Consider the following 18,132-nt stretch of genomic DNA (forward strand, 5'->3'; position numbering starts at 1 on the left):
GTGGCCGGCTGCCTCAGCCGCCGATTTCCAGCAGTCCGCGCCGGACCGCCTCGGACACCGTGCTGGCCCTGTTCTCGGTGCCGAGCTTGCGGTAGATGCGTACGAGGTGTGTCTTGACCGTGGCCTCGGAGAGGTGCAGGGCCGTCGCGATGGCCCGGTTGCTGTGGCCCTGGGCCAGGAACCTGACGACCTGGAGCTCGCGCTCGCTCAGTGCCGGGCCGGCCCCCATGGTCCCGCCGACCAGGTGGGCGGTGGCCTCGGGAGCCAGGCCCATGCCTCCGGCCGCCGCGGCGCGTACCGCGCGGAAGAGTTCCTCGGGCGGACCCGCCTTGAGGACATAGCCGCGCGCACCGGCGTCCATGGCGCGGACGACGTCTCCTCTGGTGCCGTAGCTGGTCAGGACGACGACGTTGACGCCTGGAACGCCGGCCGTGATCCGACGTGTCGCGGCGATGCCGCCCACCTCGGCGTCGGACGTCGTGCCGCCGTTCGTCAGCCGCAGGTCCATCAGGACCACGTCGGGTCGGTGTTTGCCCGCGAGCAGCACGGCCTGTTCACCGTCGCCGGTCTCGTCGATCACGTCGAAACCGGGCTCGCCTTCCAGCAGGGCCCGCAGACCGGCTCGTACCACGACATGGTCGTCCACGATCAGGATCCGCACCGTGCTCGCGGGGGTGTCGTTCACGCCGCGCCCGCGGGGACACGCGTCCGTACGGGGACGGTGGCTCTGGCCCGCGTTCCGAGTCCAGGAACTCCGTCGACGGTGAGGGTGCCTTCCAGCTCGGCCAGCCGGTCGCGTGCCGCGGTCAGCCCGAAGCCGCGCCCCTCCTTCCCGGGGAGCGCGGTCGCGGGGTCGAACCCCGTTCCGTCGTCGCACACTTCGACCGCCACGGCCCCGTCCGCGTGCTGAAGGGTGACCCGGACATGCGTGGCGCGCGCGTGCTCGCACGCGTTCGCGACCAGGCCCCGGGTCACGCGCAGGAGGGCGACGGCCCGGTCGGCGGGGACGGGAGCGGGCTCACCCCGTGTGGAGACGGAGACCGAGGGAGCTCCTGGTGCCGCGTCCGCACGAGCGCAGAGGTCGTGCAGTGCCGTCTCCAGCCCGTCACGTTCCAGGGTGGGCGGGGTGAGGTCGTGGATGATGCCGCGGGTCTCCGCGAGGTGTGTGCCGAGCGCGTCGACCACGGCCCGTACCTGTCGCCGTGCCGCATCCGGCCTGCGTTCCCAGTCCCGTTCGGCGGCCTGGAGCAGCATGCGGCTCCCCGCGATCTCCTGGGCCAGGGTGTCGTGCAGATCCCGGGCGAGGCGGGCCCGCTCGGACAGCCGCCCGGCCTCGCGTTGGCGTACCGCCAACTCGCCTCTCGTGGCTCTCAGTTCACGCATCAGCCGGTCCTGGGCGCGGTGCAGCGCCACGGTCGCCCAGACGGCTGCGGTCGGGGGCGCGACGAGTTCGAGATCGAACCCGCCGCTGATCCGGGCGAGCGCCGCCACGAGCAGCGCGGTCGTCACCCAGACCGCCGCGAGAGGCATACGGCGTCCGGGCATCCGCTGCGCCACGACGGCCAGCGGAACGGCCAGCCAGACGTACCCCGTGGTGAGATCGGCCGGAAGGACCCAGCAGACACACCCCCACAGCAGCAGGAGCAGTCCCAGCCAGCCGGGCCTGCCCCGGGTGCCGATCCGGTCCCACCACACCAGCCCGCCCACGTACGCCAGGGCCAGCACCACGATGGGCGGCGCGACGACCCAGCACAGCCATGTGTGCACCGCGAAGAGCCGGGCGAGGGTGCCGACGACGACGGTCAGGAAGACCAGGTGGGGCAGCTGCGACGCCGACAAGGACAGTCTGCGCGGGGTGAGTGGGGAGGGGGGCACGGGAGCGGCTCCCTGCTGGGCGACGGTCAGGACAGGGCGGCAGACTTTAACCCGAACCTGCGTGTGACCGGCGTAAGCCCGCACCTGTGTGTGACCGGCGTGACTCGGCCGGGAGCCGCCGTAAAGCACCCTGGGTCAGCGGCCCGGGTGCAGGCCGAGGACTCCGGGGGAGGGGGCGCCCTGGACCTCGCCGAAGTACAGCGCGAAGGTCTGCTTGAGCTGTTCGACCCTGGCACGGTCCTCCATGAACACCGGGAACCCGTCCAGGTTGGCGTCCTTGTACTCCCAGATCGGCTTGAGGCCGCCCTTCAGGGGGATGTCCGTACGGACCGACCAGCCGCTGTACGACGCCCCCTGGACCTCGGGGGACAGCATCCAGTTCAGGTACAGCTTGGCGGCCGTCGGGTGGGCACCCTGCTTCAGGATCGCGGCACGCTGGCCCCAGGCCATGAACGGGTGACCCTCGGTGGGAAGCGCCCACCTCGACGCCCCTCCGGTGGCGAGCAGGCTGCCCGAGGAACCGACGCCGACGCTCTTCTGGCCGGCACCGACCGCGACGCCCGCCTTGTGGGAGCCGCGGGCGAACTGCGGCTGCTGCTGAGCGAACTTCTCGACCCACTCCCAGCCGTACTTCCGCACATAGAGCGAGAACAGGTAGAGCACCGCGTCGTCGTCATGCGGGTAGGACGAGGCGATGGCGTCCTTCCAGCGAGGGTCGACGAAGTCGAGCGGTGTGCGGGGCACATGGGCGCCGACCGCCGCCACGTTGTAGACGAAGCTGAAGGCGACCGCCATGACCGCCGTCCAGGCGCCCGCCGGGTCCTTGAACTTCGGGTGGACGGCGGCGAACCCGGCGGGCTTGTAGGACAGCAGCTCGCCCTGCCGGGACCAGCGGGTGAAGTCCTGCAGGGTCTGGAGCTGGACGACGTCCGGGACCAGGGTGCCGGTGGCGAGCTGGTTGTCGATGCGGACGTCGTGGAACTTGCTGTAGTCGACGATGATCGTCAGATCGATGTCGGGGAACCTGCTCCTGAACCCGGCCCTGACGCCCGCCAGTTGGTCGTCGACGTCACCGCCCGCGTACACGACGAGCTTTCCGCCCTCCGCGAGAGCGGCCGCGTACAGCTGGTCGAGCGACCGGGTCTCCTCGTCGCCGGAGACGCGGGAGGACGATCCGGCGCCGCCCCTGGTGTCGCGCGCGGTCTCCGCGGCGCTCGCGGTGGCGGCCCCGGTCGCCGCGGCCAGTGTCGCTCCGGCACCGACCGCGAGAACGCTGCGCCTGCTGATGTTGCTGGACATGAGTGGGGTGGGTCCTTTCTCCGCCTGCTGAGCCTCGGTCCCGCACGTCGCGGCCCCGGGTGTGAACCGGGTCGACCGCGGGCGTCACGAGTCTCCGGCTGCGGCAGGCTTTTGCGCGTCGCCCAAAGGAACGCACCCCGTTCAACTCTTCGGTGGAACGGTGCTCTGCGTCACCTGCGGAGATTCGGTACGGGCCGGGCTCGGCGGCGGGGCGAAATGGCGGGCGCCCGCCAGGAGAAGGAGCGCCAGGGCGGCCGGTACCGCGTAGGCGAGACGGAACTGGCCGGTGGAGCCGAGGACTCCGCTCACCGCGCCACCGGTGACGACGCCCGCGTAGTTGAACAGGTTCAGGCGGGCCAGGATCGCCGCCGAGGCGGCGGGGCGCAGCCGCGCGGCGGAGGCCAGACACAGCGGGGCCAGGACGGACGCCCCCAGACCCACCGCCCCGGCCGCGAGAACGGCGAGCGGCCAGCTCGGCGCGGCGGCCATGCCCGCGAGGGCGCCCGCGATCAGCAGGGCGGCGGTGCGGACGACGGCGACCGCTCCGAACCTCCGCACAAGCCGGTCGGTGGCGGCGCGGCCGACGACCGTGCCGCCCTGATAGGCCGCGTACGCCATCGGCGCCACCGTGAGCGACGCGGCGAGGGTCTGGCGCAGGTAGACCGCCGACCAGGCGGAGACGGTGGAGTCCACGACGTAGACGACGAGGAGGACCAGGCCGAAGGGGAGGAGCCGGATCCACACGCGGCGCCCCAGCGGCGGCTGCGCCGAAGCGTCCGGCGGCTCCGACACCTGCGGCGGCTCCGACACCTCCGACGGCTTGGACGGCACTTCAGAGGTGGGAAGGGCGTGCGTGCGGATACAGGCAGCGACGATCGCGAGGATGCCTGCCTGCACGTCCAGGCCGTCGGCCACGGGCCACTCCAGCCGGGCCACCGCGGCGGTGAGCAGGGCCGCGACGACGCCACCCACGCTCCATGCCGCGTAGAAGGAGCCGAAGATGCTGCGGCCGTAGACGTGCTCGATCGCGGCTGCCCGGGTGTTGACCCCGACATCGAGGGCACCGACAGCGATCCCGAAGAGGAGATACGCGCAGACGACGGTCGCCTTGCCGGGAGCCCACCCGATGAGCGTCAGCGCGGCGGCGGCCGTCAGCAGGGCCCCGCGCATCGTGGAGACGGGACCGGCGCGGCGGATCGCGGCCAGCCCCACGAAGCTCCCGGCCCCTGCCATCAGGGCCACCGCGACCATCGTGCCGGTCGTCAGGAGCGGAGCCAGTTTCAGGTGTTCGGTGACGGCGGGGACGGTCGTGTACACGGCGGCGACGGCCATACCCTGCGCGGCGAACGCGAGGGTCGCGACCCTTCGGGCGCCGGCCTCGGCGGCGGGATGCCCGGTCCTCGCCCCGCCTGGAGCGCTAACGGTCATGCGCAAAACCTAGCCAGCAGCAGAAGGGCGAACGCAGGACGTCGGGGGCCGTACAGGGGACTTCGGAGGCCACTCCCCATGACCGGGTGCGCCCGGTGATGCCGGCGTGTTTAGGGTGGCCGCCCAGGAGAAGGTGAGTGCGATGTCCGTTGCCCCCGGTCCCGGCCACGACCCGGCAGACCCCCAGGGGACCAGCCGCAGCACGTCGGCGACGATCCAGCCGAACATCCTGCGCTATCTCGTCGTGGTCGCCGACGAGCGCGGCGTCGATCTGCGGCCTCTGCTGAGCCAGGTCGGGCTGGACGACATCGTCATGCGGTCCGCCGCGCTGAGAGTGTCTTACCGGCAGGGCAGCGCGGTGATCCGGCGCGCGTTGGAGCTCACCGGGGACCCGCGTCTGGGGCTGAAGGTCGGCGCGGCGCAGCACCTGACCTCCTGGGGCCTGGTCGGCTTCGCCCTGATGGCCGACGACACACTGCGACACGCCATCGAGACCGGGGTGAAGTACCAGAACCTGTCGGGGGCGATGACGGTGTGGTCGACCGGTGTGGGCGAGCACGGTGCCTTCGTGTTGCACGCCGACCTCCCCGATCCCGCCATCGACCCGGGCGTGGCTTCTTTTCTGATCGAGGAGGGGTTCGCCTCCGTGGTCACCCTGTCCCGGCTGGCCGTCGGTCCGGGCTTCGTGCCGAGGGCGGTGGAGTTCTCCTCTCCGTTGCCCCGTCAAGTGGACCTGTACGGCGCCTTGTTCGGCTGCCCGGTCCGCTTCGGCGCCCCGGCCAACAGCATCGTCATCGACCCCGCGTGGGCCGACGCCCGGATGCCCGGCCGGGATCCGGTGACCTACGCGTCGACCCTGGAGATGCTCGACGCGCAACTGGCCGCCCGCCACGACCAGCAGGACCTGCTGGAGGTGCTGGAGGTCTCCGTCGCGCAGAGCCTCCCGGTGATCCCCTCGTTCGGCGAGCAGGCACGGCGGCACGCGACGAGCGAGCGGACGCTGCGCCGTCGGCTGGCCGACTGCGGCACGACGTACGAGGCACTTGCCGAGGGAGTGCGCCGGGAACGTGTCGAACAGCTCCTGCTCCGCCCGGAACTGACGCTGCGTGATATCGCCCGCCGGGCGGGATTCTCCGACGAACGGGCCCTGCGCCGCGCCGTACGCCGCTGGCACGGCACCTCCCCGGTCCACCTGCGGGAGCGGATGCTCCGAGGGGCGGGGCACACGGAATGACGTGGCCGGTGCCGGGCGGTGGCGACGGGTCGCGAGTCGCTGTCGGAGCCGCCGGCCGGTAGCTGTCGGCCGGCGGCGGCGCGGGTCAGCGGGTGCGGATCCAGACCGTCTTCTCCCGGGTCCATTGGTCGAAGGCGTTGGTGGACTTCTCCACGCCACCGAATCCGGACTGCTTCCAGCCGCCGAAGGGCGTGGTGATGTCGCCCTCGCTGTAGGAGTTGACGGAGACCACACCCGCCTCGATACGACGTGCCAGTCGCAGCGCGGTGTCGAGATCGCGCGTCCAGACGGAGGCGGCGAGCCCGTACTCGGTGGCGTTCGCCATGCGTACCGCCTCGTCCTCCGAGGTGAAGGTCTCGACGGTGACCACGGGACCGAACAACTCCTTGGTGAGGACATCGCTGCCGTCAGGGGCGTGGGTGATCACGGTGGGCGGGTAGTAGGCGCCGCGCGCAGGCAGCCCGTGGGGCAGGCCTCCGGTGTGGATCTGGGCTCCGCCGGTCCGGGCGGCCTCCACGGCGCCCGCGACCCGGTCGAAGGCGGCGTGGTCGATGAGCGGCCCCATCTGCGTGCGCGGGTCGGCCGGATCGCTGATGACGAGTTCCCTCGCCGCGGCCGTGAACCGCTCCACGACCTCCTTGGCGATACTGCGGTGCACCAACACCCGTGATCCGGCGGTGCAGTTCTGGCCCATCGTCAGGAACGCGGCCTCGATCATGTCGCCGATGAGCTCGTCGCCGTAGGAGAGCGCGTCGGCCATCAGCACCTGGGGGCTCTTGCCGCCCATCTCCAGCGAGACGCGCTTGAAGTTGCTGTCGGCGGCGGCATGGAGAATGCGGCGGCCGGTCGCGGTGGAGCCCGTGAAGGAGAGCGCCTGTACGAGGGGGTCGCGGGCGAGGGCGGCTCCGGCTTCCCCGCCGTACCCGGGCAGCACCGTGAGCACCCCGTCGGGCAGACCGGCCTCGGTGGCGAGCGCGGCCAGGTGCAGGGCCGAACGCGGGGTCGCCTCCGCGGGCTTGACCAGCAGACAGTTGCCCGCGGCCAGGGCGGGGCCGACCTTCCAGGCGGTCATGGCGAGCGGGTAGTTCCACGGCAGGATCGCCGCGCCGACGCCGACCGGTTCGCGGCTGATGAGACCGAGACCGTCGGGCCCGCTGGGAGCGACCCGGCCGAAGATCTTGTCGGCCGCCTCGGCGAACCAGCGGATGGACTCGATCGCGCCCGGTACGTCGCCCGTACGGCACTCGGTGATCGGCTTGCCCGCGTCCTCGCTGTCCAGCCGGGCGAGGATCTCGGCGTCGCGTTCCATGAGGTCGGTCAGCCGCAGCAGCACGGCGCTCCGCTCCCGGACCGGCAGCCGCGACCACACTCCGGTGTCGTAGACCCGCCGGGCCTGCTCGGCGGCCTTGGTGACATCGTCGGCGCTCGCGGCGGGCAGGGTGGCGATCGGCTCCCCGGTGGCGGGGTTGACGACGGTCAGCGTCTCGCTCGTGCCCAGCTCGCCAGTGGTCAGCTCGTTCGAGGTCATACCGCTTGTGTTTCTGTCACGGGTGGTCATGCTTCCTCCACCAATTCCCAGCGTCCGTCGGTCCGGCGGGCCAGTCCGCGTCGGCGGAGTTCCTCCAGATAGCGGGCCATGCCGCGATCACCGCGCTTGCGGAACAGCGGGAAGATCCGGGGCAGCAGGTTCGGTACGAGCATCGCGAACCGCACCAGACGGGATTCGCCGGCCCGCGGATAGGCCTCCAGGCGGGGCTTGTCCAGCAGGCTCACCACGGCGGCGACGACGTCGGCGGGCTGCTGCGGCGGGTCCTGGAACTGCATGGAGTTCCCGCCGTCCACGGCCTCCTGGCGCAGCATCCGGGTGTCGGTCGCCGACGGCATCACCGACCCGGCCAGGATGCCCTTGCTCCTGAGGTCGAGCCCGATGGCGAGCATCGCGCCGCGCAGCCCGAACTTGGAAGCCGTGTAGATCGGGGTCTCGCCCAGCGGGAAGATCCCGCCGAGGGAGACCGTGGTGACCACCCGGGCGTCCCGAGAGGCCTTCAGCAGGGGGATCGCGATCCGTGTCGCGACCAGCGGGGAGGTCAGGTTGAGGGTGATCTCCCGCTCGATGCTCTCGACGCTGCGGACGTCGAAGCGCTCCGCGCTCGTCATGCCCACGTTGTTGACCAGCACGTCGAGACGGCCGTACGAGTTGGCGACCAGCTCGAACAGCAGCTCCACCTGGGCGCGGTCCAGCAGGTCGCAGCCGATGCCCGTGTGCCCGGCGCCCGGCAGTTCCGCGGCCACCTTCTCGGCACGGAACCCGTCGAGGTCGACGACGACGCAGCGGGCGCCGCCGGAGGCGAATCGGTGGCACATCGCACTGCCGATGCCCCCGGCGCCACCGGTCACCAGCATGACCTTGTCGGTGAAGTCGAACCGGCTCATGCCACTGCCTCCGCCGTCTCGGCCGTCTCCGCCGCGTCCGCGCGTCGCGGAGACCGCACCTGCGGCGGCCGGCCCTCGGTACGCCAACCCATCTGGCCCGCGACCTTGCCGAGGTACTTCACGAAGGCACCGCTGTCGACGTAGCCGGTGTGGCGGGGCGAGGCGACGAACTTCAGCCCGCCGGTGAGATCCGGGCGGTCGGCGCGGATCCGTTGGGTGAACCGCTCCGCGTTCGGCAGCCGGTGCCGTGCGTCGTGCACATATCCGGCGATCAACTGCGCCTGGGCGTCGAAGAGTTGGTACGCACCGGAGTTGGTCTCGACGAACCCGATGCCGAACAGGCCCACGTGCTCGCGCGAGAACGACGACAGATACAGGTCGGGGTGCTGCTCGTCACCGAAGTACTTCTGCGCGACCGGCACTTTGTGGACGTAGCCCGTGGCCAGCAGGACGAGATCGAACTCGTCGCTCGTGCCGTCGGTGAAGTGCACGGTCCTGCCCTCGGCGCGGGCGATCCCGGGCCGGGCGGTGATGTCACCGTGCTGGAGGTGGTGGATCAGCATCGAGTTGATGGCCGGATGGGTCTCGAACAGCTTGTGGTCCGGCTTCTGCAGCCCCAGCCGCGTCGGATCGCCGTTGACGAGCCGCAGCAGTCCACCGAAGACCCGCTGCGCCAGCCACATCGGCAGGTGCGGGCCGCTGTTGGCGATGGTGTCCACCGGCCGCCCGAACAGGTGCTTCGGAATGAACCAGTACCCCCGCCGCATGCTGATCACCGCGTGATCGGCGGTCCGGGCCGCGTCGCACGCGATGTCGCAACCGGAGTTCCCGGCCCCCACGACCAGGACCCGTTTGCCCCGCAGTTCCTCCGCGCTGCGGTAGTCGACGGTGTGCCGGACCTCCCCGCTGAACTCCCCGGGAAGTTCAGGGATGTTGGGGTGCCACTGCGCACCCGTACACACCACGACCTGCCCGTGCACGCTCTCCCGGCCGTCGGCCCGGGTGACCGTCCAGGTGCTGTCCGCGTTCTTCTCGACGCCCTCGACCTCGACGCCGAACTCGATCCGGTCCGTCAGCCCGTAGGCGTCGGCGAACGACCGCAGGTACGACAGGACCTGCCGGTGCGGCGGATAGTCCGCGAAGTGGTCGGGCATCGGGAAACCGCCGAAGCCCGACAGGGTCTTGCTGGAGATGAAATGGGCCGACTCGTACATCGGGCCGCCGGGGTTCTCGATGTCCCAGATCCCGCCGGGCCCGGTGTGCCGCTCCAGATGCGTGTACGGCAGATTCCGCTCCGCCAGGGCCCTGGCGACCGCCAGCCCGGCAGGCCCCGCCCCGATCACACACGTATCAAACTGGCTTTCCTTCACGAGCCTGCCTCCTCGTTCATCCCGCTTCAACGGTGCTGTAAGGAACGTATTCATCCGCTGTTCAGCGGGAACTGACCCGTGCGGCCAGGGACCGGACCTCAGCGGCCGCGCCACCGCCCCGGCATCCATCCGTGAGCGCGAGACCATGCCCGACTGGATCGGCTGACTTGTTCATGGGACTGAGTCGCTATGATGGAGGCATGGCTCATGTCTCCGCGGCCGAGCGCCGCCCTCAGCTGATCAAAGCGGCCATCGACTTCATGACCAGGGAAGGAGTCGCGGCCGGCAGTACGCGTGCCATCGCCGCCGAGCTGGGGGTCGCCCAGGCCACGGTGCACTACACCTTCGGCACGAAGGAAGGGCTGTACCGCGCCGTCATGGAGCAGCTCACGCAGGATCTGGTGGCACAGGTCGAGCGGGCCGCGCCGGCCGAGGGCGGTTTCGAGGAGACGGTCGGTGCGCTGGCGGCCGCACTGTGGCGGACGGTGCGTGAGCAGCCTGCCAGCTATCAACTCCTTTCGGAACTGACCCTGTTCGCGCTCCGCGCACCCGCCCTGAGCGAGGCCCTCGAAACCCACTACCGGGGGGTGACCGAGGTGACGGCGAGGCTGGTGACCGAGGCGGCCGAGCGCACGGGGCAGCCCCTCGCCCAGCCCGTCGAAACGATCGCGCGGTTCTTCCTCGCCGGCTTCGACGGGCTCACGACGCAACACCTCTCGCTCCCCGACGAGGAGGCCGAGCGCACCTGCCTCCAGGCCTTCGTCTCGGCCGTGGTGGCCTTGGCCGGCGGTCGGCTGGACCTGGTCGCGGTACCTGAGAGCTGACGCGGCGGAGGGCGCACTCGTACGGTACGAGCGCGCCCTCGCCAGTTGCCCCCGGCGGTTGCCTCTGCCAGTGGTCGGTCAGCCGCGTGCGTCGAGGCGCTTGGAGCGGGTCTCCGAACGGGTCTCCGAACGGGTCTCGGAACGGGTCTCGGAACGGATCAAGGTGTTCAGGCCGGTCATCGAGGCGCGCATGTTCGCGCGCATGCCCGGCTGCTGTATCCGGTCGAGCAGGAGCCCGAGCGGGCCGAGACCGATGACGTACTCCACCTTGTACGTCATCCGCGTGGCCTCCCTCCCCTCCGCACTCCGGACCGGCTCGAACTCGAAGATGCTGGTCACCTCCTTCAGCGGGGCGAACCCGACCCCGGTGTCGACGCGGCGCCTCAGGGGATCGATCTCCACCACGGTCCACACCGAGTCGGTGCGCAGCGGGCCGAGGGTGCGGTTGCGTTCGGCGTAGGTCCTGCCGAGGGTGGCGATGCCGTGGTGGTCGGTGACCTCGATGGCGCCGGCGACCCACTCGGCGTACCGGTCGGTGCGGGCGACGACCTCCCAGACCCGCTCGACGGGAGCGTCGATGACGGCGCGTTCGGTGACGTGGAACTTGGTCATGAGTGGTTCTCCTTCTGCTGGTCTCGTACTTCGGTTCTCGTTCTTCGTTTCTCGTTCAGCTCTGGTGCAGGAGTTCGGTGGCGGCGTGCTCGCCGGAGCGGACCGCGCCGTCCATGAAGCCGTTCCAGTAGGGGGAGAACTCGGACCCCGCCCAGTGCACGCGCCCGAACGTCCGGCCCAGCCACTCCCCGTACTCGGTCAGCACTCCGGGGGCGGCGACTGAGGTGGGGCCGCCCCGGGTCCACTGCTCGGCGGTCCAGTCCTGCTCGACGTAGTCGACGGTGTCGTAGGCCCGCTCCCCGACGACCTGGGCGAAGGAGCGCAGCACCGCGCCGCGGCGCTCGCCCGCCGGGCGGTGTGCCCACTTGCGCCACTCCTTGCCGCCGAGGAATCCCATGAGCACGCCCGGGCCGCCGTCGGGCGGGGAGTTGTCGAACATCTCGCGGATCGGCGAGCCTCCCCGCAGCAGCCCCATGCCGGACAGACCCTCGGCCCGCCAGAACGGGGTGTCGTACACGGCCACGCACTTCATGAGCGTGCCGAAGGGCAGCCGCTGGAACAGCTGGTCTTGCTGCGGCGGCAGCAGCGGGTCCCAGACGATGCGCGAGGCCAGCAGCGGCGGCACGGCGACGATCACCCGGCCGGCCCGCCAGTCGCCCGCGTCGGAGACCACGGTGACCCCGCCGGCGTCCTGGCTGATACGGCGCACCGGGGCCGACAGCTGGACGCGCCCGTCGAGTTCCTCGGCCAGCCGGGTCGCCACCAGCTGTGAGCCGCCGACGAATCGGCTGTCCTGAGCGCCACCGGAGGTACCGGTGCCGCGCTCCATGGTGCCCGGATGTGTCTCGTCGCCGAACGTCGAGACGTACCAGAGGCTGAACAGCGCCGACGCGTCGCGCGCCTCGCCGCCGTACGCGGAGTTGAGGAAGATGTTGACCAGCTCGACGGCATCACCGGTGATCTCCGCCTTGCGCAGCCAGGTCTCGTACGTCATGCCGTCCAGGTCACGGGCGTTCGGAGCCCGCCACGGCGCCGCCGGGGGCACCTTGCCCGCCGCCTGGCCGATGCGGGCCAGGGCGATGCCCATGTCCGGCAGTGAGAGCAGGTCCGGGGGCGTGTGCCCGGCGAACCGCCTGGCCTTGCCGTCGCGTACGTAGACCCGCTCGCCCGGCACGGCGGCCTCGTACGTGGCCACGCCGACCTCCTTGGCCAGTGCCAGCACGCGGTCCTGGGTGGGGCCGACGAACTGCCCGCCGATCTCGGTCACTTGGCCGTCGCCGAGGTCGTGGTTGAGCAGCCGCCCGCCGACCCGGTCGCGGGCCTCCAGGACGGCCACGGACTTGCCTGCCGCGACGAGCTCGCGCGCCGCGGTGAGTCCGGCCAGCCCCGCGCCGATCACGACGACGTCGGCCTCTCGACTCCAGCGCTTCTCGACGGCTCGCGTGCCGTGCGTACGGGTCATGGTCACTCCTTGGCTCGCAGAGGTGAGGTGGTCGACGCACAACTTACAGGCGACATTGTCGCATGACAAGGTCGACTGAATTTGTCATCTGTAATGACCCTCTGACCTGCCCGTACGATGCAAGACGAGCGAGTGGCGATCGAGTGACTCGTTCATTCGACTTGAGCGAGTGATAAAGTCGGCCCATCGAAACCGTTCGAGGGAGTTCGTCATGGCCGTCCTGCTCCACCGGCTGGGCCGCAGCGCCTACCACCACCGCAAGCTCGTCCTGGGTATCTGGCTCTTCGTACTGGCCGCGCTCATCACGTGCGTCAGTGTCTTCAGTGGCAAGCTCGACGACCGCTTCTCGGTGCCGGGCACCGAGTCGCAGCGTGCGTTGGACAGCCTGAGCAAGACCCTTCCGGAAGCCTCGGGCGCCAGCGCCCAGATCGTCTTCACCGCGCCCGAAGGGCGCCGGGTCACCGAAGCCCCCTACACGGCGGCCATCGCCCGGACCGTGGCGGAGGCCGAGCGGGCGCCCCAGGTCAGCGAGGTCGCCGGCCCCCAGGACTCCGGCGCCGTCTCGGCCGACCGGACGACCGCGATCGTCCAGGTCCACTACACCGTGCAGAACGCGGAGGTCCGTACGTCATCCGTGGACGCGATCGAGGACGCGGCCCGCGCGGCCGAGACGGATGGACTGCGGACGTCGGTGGGCGGTTCCGTCTACAGCAGCAAGGGCGTCCACATAGGTCCGTCGGAGATCATCGGTGTGGCCGTGGCGCTGCTCGTGCTCGTCGTCACGTTCGGATCGCTGCTGGCCTCCGGCATGGCCCTGGTGCCCGCGCTGATCGGTGTGGCGGTCGGTCTGACCGGACTGCTCGCTCTCACGCCCGCGGTCGGCATCTCCTCCACCGCCGTCACGCTCGCCCTGATGCTGGGCCTGGCCGTCGGCATCGACTACGTCCTGTTCATCCTCTCGCGCCACCGACAGCAACTGGCCCGCGGCACCGATCCGAAGGAATCCGTCGCGCTGGCCGTCGGTACCGCAGGAAGCGCCGTGGTTTTCGCCGGCGTCACCGTGATCATCGCGCTCGCCGCGCTGAGCGTCATCGGCATCCCGTTTCTGACGACGATGGGTCTCGGGGCCGCCGGAGCCGTCCTCGTCGCCGTACTGGCCGCGATCACCCTCGTCCCCGCCGTCGCCGGATTCGCCGGCGCACGGCTCGCCCCCAAGCCCGGCAGCCGCGCCGCCCGGCGGGCCGCCGATACGGAGGGGTCTGCCGATGCGGAGGGGACCGCCGATGCGGACGGGACCGACGCCGACGCCAAGGGGGCAGCAGGCGCCGAGGGGCCCACCGGCCACACCACCATGGGCACCCGCTGGACCAAGTGGGTCATAGCCAAGCCGCTGCTGACCGTGCTCGCCGTCGCGGGCATCCTGGTGACCCTCACCCTGCCCGCCCTGGACCTGCGCCTGGCCCTTCCCGACAACGGTTCCGCGCCGCACGCCTCCACCGAACGCAAGGCCTACGACACGATCAGCGAGAGGTTCGGGCCCGGCTTCAACGGCCCACTGCTCGTACTCGTCGAGACCGACAACAGTACGGCTGCCACGAGTTCACAGGCCGGCGCTCAGGTGGCCGAGAAGCTGGGAACCCTCAAGAACGTCAAGGCCGTGCTGCCTCCCCAGCCCACCAGCGACCCGATCCAGAGCGTGATCACCGTCCTCCCCGCCTCCGGCCCCGACAGCGTCCGCACCGACCGACTCGTCCGCGACATCCGCGAGGCCGCGCCCGACCTCCGTGACACCACCGGCGCCTCGGTCGCGGTCACCGGCACCACCGCCGTCAACATCGACGTCTCCAACCGCCTCAGCGACTCCCTGCTGCCCTTCGTCGCCATCGTCGTCGGCCTCAGCCTGCTCCTGCTGATGATCGTCTTCCGCTCCCTGGTCATCCCTGTCAAGGCCGCCGTCGGCTTCCTGCTCTCGGTGGGAGCCTCGCTCGGTCTGGTCGTCGCCGTCTTCCAGTGGGGCTGGCTGGCCGACGTCCTCGGCGTGCCCCACAGCGGCCCGGTCGTCAGCTTCCTGCCCATCATCCTGATCGGCGTGCTGTTCGGACTGGCCATGGACTACGAGGTGTTCCTGGTGTCCGGGATGCGCGAGGAATGGGCCCACACCGGCCGGGCCCGCCAGTCGGTCGTCGACGGCGCGCGCCACAGCGTACGGGTCGTCACCGCGGCCGCCCTGATCATGTTCACCGTCTTCGCCGGGTTCTTCCCCCTGGACGATTCCCTGATCAAGCCCATCGCGTTCGCCCTGGCCGTCGGAGTGGCCATCGACGCCTTCGCCGTCCGCATGACGCTCGTACCGGCGGTACTCGCTCTCGCGGGCCGGGGCGCCTGGTGGCTGCCTGCCTGGCTGGACAGGATCCTGCCCGACCTCGATGTCGAGGGAAGCAGCCTCCAGAAGGCGGCACCCGCGGAGCGCAGGGAACCCGAGCCCGTCTCCTGAACCCACCCGGGCGAGGGAAAGTGCCTTCTCGGCTGAACTCCGGCGACCCCATGGTGCGGGTCGCCGGAGTCCGTGCGCTCTCCCTCCACCACGTACGGGACGAGCGAGGCAGCTGAGGAAGCCGATGTGCGCGTGCCGAAGATTCACACGATGCTCACGGCGACCGACCCCGACACGGGGGGAGAGGTACCGCATCGACGAACCCTGGCCGCTGCTCTTGGTGCGTTGCGCCGAGATCGACTCCTGTCCGCACGCCTTGCGCCGCTCCGGCTTCCGCCCTACGGACGTACGGGCCACCCGCAACGTCGACGAACAACACGTCACTGCACGGCTGGTGGGTCTCGACTCCGCCGAAGCGCCCTCTGGCCAGGCAGAATTGGCCGAGTACGCCGACACGACACGACCTGAACCGGCCGCGGGAGCGGAGGCGCGGGACGTCGAGGACTTCCTGCGGCGTACGCCCACTCCCATCCGCCGCTCGTCCCGGCGTGCGCGCCGCTGTGGGGGCGTGTGTCGCGGTCGTCGTACGCCTCACTGCCGTCGTGCGCCCATGAGTTGTACGGAAGATCCGTACGGTCCCGCGGCGCGTCGGCGAGGCAACCGCGTCCCATCGGTACCGTGTGGCGCTGCGTTCCCGCACGTCTACGCGGGCAACCGCCGACCAAACACATTATCCGTGCCAGGTCACGGCTCGGCCCCGGCTCGCGCCGGGCACCGTACAAAGTCGGACGATAGCTCGCCATACTGGACGAGCCAGGGGAGGGCGGGGTCGAACAACGACGGGGGCGATCGCAGCAGATGGGGGACACCAGGCTGATCCAGGGCCGGTATCGGTTGCTCGACCTGATCGGTCGAGGCGGCATGGGCGAGGTGTGGCGTGCCCGGGACGAGTCGCTGGGTAGACAGGTCGCTGTCAAGTGCCTGAAGCCGCTCAACCAGCACCACGACCAGTCGTTCACGCGCGTCCTGCGGGAGCGGTTCCGTCGCGAGGCCCGGGTGGCCGCGGCTCTCCAGCACCGCGGGGTGACCGTCGTCCACGACTTCGGCGAGTCCGACGGGGTGCTCTATCTGGTGATGGAGCTGCTGGACGGGCGTAACCTCAGCCAGCTCCTGGAGGACAACAAACAGCATCCGCTGCCGGTCGACGACATCGTGGACATCGCCGAACAGGCTTCCGCCGCGCTCGCGTACACCCACCAACAGGGCATCGTGCACCGGGACTTGAAGCCCGCGAACATCATGCGGCTCGGCGACGGCACGGTGAAGATCTGTGACTTCGGCATAGCTCGCCTCGGCCACGACATCGGCTTCACCTCCCGGCTCACCGGCACCGGCATCGCCATGGGCACCCCGCACTACATGTCGCCGGAGCAGATCGGCGGCGACCAGGTCGACCAGCGCAGCGACCTCTACTCCTTCGGCTGCGTGCTGTACGAGATCGCCACCGGCGCGCCGCCGTTCGACCTCGACGACGCGTGGGCGGTCCTCGTGGGCCACCGGGACACGCTGCCCGAGCCGCCGCGCCGCCATCGCGCCGAACTCCCCGAGTACCTGGACCGGATCATCCTGGACCTGCTGGCCAAGGAACCCGGGGAGCGACCGCACGACGCCCGCGAGCTGGGCCGTCGCATCGGCGCGGGCCGCACCTCACCGGTGTACGTACCGACCGTGGTGTCGCCCCCGGTCCGGCCCGCACCGGCGGAGCGGCCCGCCGCCCGCGAGGCGCGGCTGCCGTCCTGGACCCGCGGGATGACCACCGGACACAAGGCGACCGGCGCGGGTCTGCGCACCACACCGCCCGACGCCGCCGCTGGCCTCACCGGCGACTGGATCGCCCGCACCGACCGGCGCGGGGCCCAGGAGCCGGTGCCCGCCGAACGGCCCACGCCGTCACCGGAGTTGATCACCACCCTCACCGGCCGGCACAACGCGGGCCTGAGCCTGGGACGGCTCGGCCGATGGGCGGAGGCGGGCGAGGTACACCGAGCGGTCGCCGTCGAACGCGAGCACGCCCTCGGCCCCGACCACCCCGACACCCTGGCCAGCCGCTACGAGGTCGGCTTCACCCTCAGCCGCACCGGCCGCCCCGCCGACGCGCTGCGCGAGTACGGGAACGTGGCCCAGGCCAGGGAGCACGTGTTCGGCCCCGACCACCCGGACACCCTGGCCGCCCGCCAGGAAATGGCCTACGTACTGGGCCAGTTGGGCCGTCACTTCGAGGCGCACCAGGTCTACACAGCCGTGCTGGCGGCCCGGGAGCGCGCCATGGGCCCCGAGCACCCCGACACCCTGCGCTGCCGCCACAACCTCGCCTTCAACCTCAGCAGGCTCGGACGCCTGGAGGACTCGTACCGGATGGCGAGCGAGGTGGCCGCCTCCCGTGCCCGGGTGCTCGGCCCGAACCATCCCGACACCCTCGTCACACGGTACGAAGTGGCGTACGCGCTCGGGCAGTTGGGCCGCTGGCCGGAGGCGCTGCAGACGTACCAGGAGGTCGCCGAGGCGCGGGCGCAGGCCCTCGGCCCCGACCATCCCGACACGCTCGCCGCGCGCTACGAGGTCGGCATCAGCCTCGGCCGCCTCGGGCGCAGCGCCCACGCGCTGGAGCTCTACCGCGGCCTGATCGACGACCGCACTCGCGTCCACGGCCCCGCCCACCCCGAGACCCTGCGCGCCCGGCACGGACTCGGCGTCAACCTTGGCCGGCTCGGCCGCTGGGAGGAGGCCCTCGCCGAGTCCCGTGACGTGTGCGCGATCCGGGAGCGCGTGCTCGGTCCCGACCACCCGGACACCCTGGTCAGCCGTCGCGAGGTCGCCGTCGGGCTCGGCTGGCTCGGCCGTTGGGCCGACGCGCTCACGGAGTACCGCCAGGTGGCCGCCGCTCGCGAGCGGGTCCTGGGCAGCGACCATCCCGACGCGCTGGCCAGCCGCAACGACGAAGCGCACTGTCTGGAACAGCTGGGGCGTGGGGCGGAGGCGGTGGAGTTGTATCGGAGGGTGGCGGCGTTACGCCAACGGTGACGCTCCGCTGGGGTGCGCCGGATCGAGACGGGGGCTGCGCCCCCGAACCCCTGCCGGGGGTTGTTCGTCGGCTGCGGGTC

General features: G+C 71.1%; 14 protein-coding genes. 5 read left to right on the plus strand and 9 right to left on the minus strand.

From position 1 onward, the window contains the following. Positions 1-13: 13 nt before the first annotated feature. The 4 genes from OHA11_RS44430 to OHA11_RS44445 all read right to left on the minus strand — a co-directional run bounded on the left by OHA11_RS44430 (position 14) and on the right by OHA11_RS44445 (position 4,602). Positions 14-685, minus strand: coding sequence for a response regulator transcription factor (locus OHA11_RS44430; protein ID WP_266506786.1), 672 nt, complete (start codon positions 683-685; stop codon positions 14-16). Beyond that, the gene (locus tag OHA11_RS44435) at positions 682-1,875 is read right to left on the minus strand and encodes a sensor histidine kinase (RefSeq protein WP_266506788.1); all 1,194 of its coding nucleotides are present in this window, start codon (positions 1,873-1,875) and stop codon (positions 682-684) included. The genes OHA11_RS44430 and OHA11_RS44435 overlap by 4 nt, the downstream gene beginning before the upstream one ends. A 135-nt stretch (positions 1,876-2,010) precedes the next feature. After that, entirely contained in the window at positions 2,011-3,174 is a 1,164-nt protein-coding gene (locus OHA11_RS44440; protein WP_266506790.1) for an ABC transporter substrate-binding protein, read from the minus strand. Between the two features lie 141 nt (positions 3,175-3,315). Then, on the minus strand, positions 3,316-4,602 hold the full coding sequence (locus OHA11_RS44445) for an MFS transporter (protein WP_266506792.1): 1,287 nt from the start codon (positions 4,600-4,602) through the stop codon (positions 3,316-3,318). Between the two features lie 142 nt (positions 4,603-4,744). On the opposite strand from OHA11_RS44445, the gene OHA11_RS44450 reads away from it, so the two are divergent. After that, complete coding sequence (locus OHA11_RS44450; RefSeq protein WP_266506794.1) at positions 4,745-5,836, plus strand: AraC family transcriptional regulator; 1,092 nt, start codon at positions 4,745-4,747, stop codon at positions 5,834-5,836. Between the two features lie 85 nt (positions 5,837-5,921). Here OHA11_RS44450 and OHA11_RS44455 read toward each other — a convergent pair whose 3' ends face one another. From OHA11_RS44455 to OHA11_RS44465, 3 genes are read right to left on the minus strand one after another with little or no spacing between them, the layout of a single operon-like run. Continuing rightward, a complete protein-coding gene (locus tag OHA11_RS44455; RefSeq protein ID WP_266506796.1) occupies positions 5,922-7,364 on the minus strand; it encodes an aldehyde dehydrogenase family protein in 1,443 nt (480 codons plus the stop codon). Between the two features lie 26 nt (positions 7,365-7,390). Beyond that, the gene (locus OHA11_RS44460) at positions 7,391-8,269 is read right to left on the minus strand and encodes an SDR family oxidoreductase (protein WP_266506798.1); all 879 of its coding nucleotides are present in this window, start codon (positions 8,267-8,269) and stop codon (positions 7,391-7,393) included. Next, complete coding sequence (locus OHA11_RS44465; protein ID WP_266506800.1) at positions 8,266-9,639, minus strand: NAD(P)/FAD-dependent oxidoreductase; 1,374 nt, start codon at positions 9,637-9,639, stop codon at positions 8,266-8,268. The genes OHA11_RS44460 and OHA11_RS44465 overlap by 4 nt, the downstream gene beginning before the upstream one ends. 200 nt (positions 9,640-9,839) lie before the next feature. Between OHA11_RS44465 and OHA11_RS44470 the strand changes: the two genes are divergently transcribed. Beyond that, a complete protein-coding gene (locus tag OHA11_RS44470) occupies positions 9,840-10,463 on the plus strand; it encodes a TetR/AcrR family transcriptional regulator (RefSeq protein WP_266506802.1) in 624 nt (207 codons plus the stop codon). 78 nt (positions 10,464-10,541) lie between these two features. On the opposite strand, the gene OHA11_RS44475 is transcribed toward OHA11_RS44470, so the two are convergent. Together OHA11_RS44475 and OHA11_RS44480 are read right to left on the minus strand one after the other, a co-directional pair. Continuing rightward, a complete protein-coding gene (locus tag OHA11_RS44475; RefSeq protein WP_266506804.1) occupies positions 10,542-11,075 on the minus strand; it encodes an SRPBCC family protein in 534 nt (177 codons plus the stop codon). Between the two features lie 55 nt (positions 11,076-11,130). Beyond that, entirely contained in the window at positions 11,131-12,537 is a 1,407-nt protein-coding gene (locus tag OHA11_RS44480; RefSeq protein ID WP_266506806.1) for an FAD-dependent oxidoreductase, read from the minus strand. Positions 12,538-12,748: 211 nt separating this feature from the next. Here OHA11_RS44480 and OHA11_RS44485 point away from each other — a divergent pair, with 211 nt between their 5' ends. The 3 genes from OHA11_RS44485 to OHA11_RS44495 all read left to right on the plus strand — a co-directional run bounded on the left by OHA11_RS44485 (position 12,749) and on the right by OHA11_RS44495 (position 18,052). Continuing rightward, positions 12,749-15,031, plus strand: a complete 2,283-nt coding sequence (locus tag OHA11_RS44485) for an MMPL family transporter (protein ID WP_266506808.1) — start codon at positions 12,749-12,751, stop codon at positions 15,029-15,031. 124 nt (positions 15,032-15,155) lie between these two features. Next, a complete protein-coding gene (locus OHA11_RS44490; protein ID WP_353962969.1) occupies positions 15,156-15,848 on the plus strand; it encodes an oxygenase MpaB family protein in 693 nt (230 codons plus the stop codon). After that, positions 15,830-18,052: a tetratricopeptide repeat-containing serine/threonine-protein kinase gene (locus OHA11_RS44495; RefSeq protein ID WP_266506810.1), complete on the plus strand. Its 2,223-nt coding sequence runs from the start codon at positions 15,830-15,832 to the stop codon at positions 18,050-18,052. The genes OHA11_RS44490 and OHA11_RS44495 overlap by 19 nt, the downstream gene beginning before the upstream one ends. Positions 18,053-18,132 lie beyond the last annotated feature (80 nt).

The sequence above is a fragment of the Streptomyces sp. NBC_00878 genome, assembly GCF_026341515.1.
GTDB lineage: Bacteria > Actinomycetota > Actinomycetes > Streptomycetales > Streptomycetaceae > Streptomyces.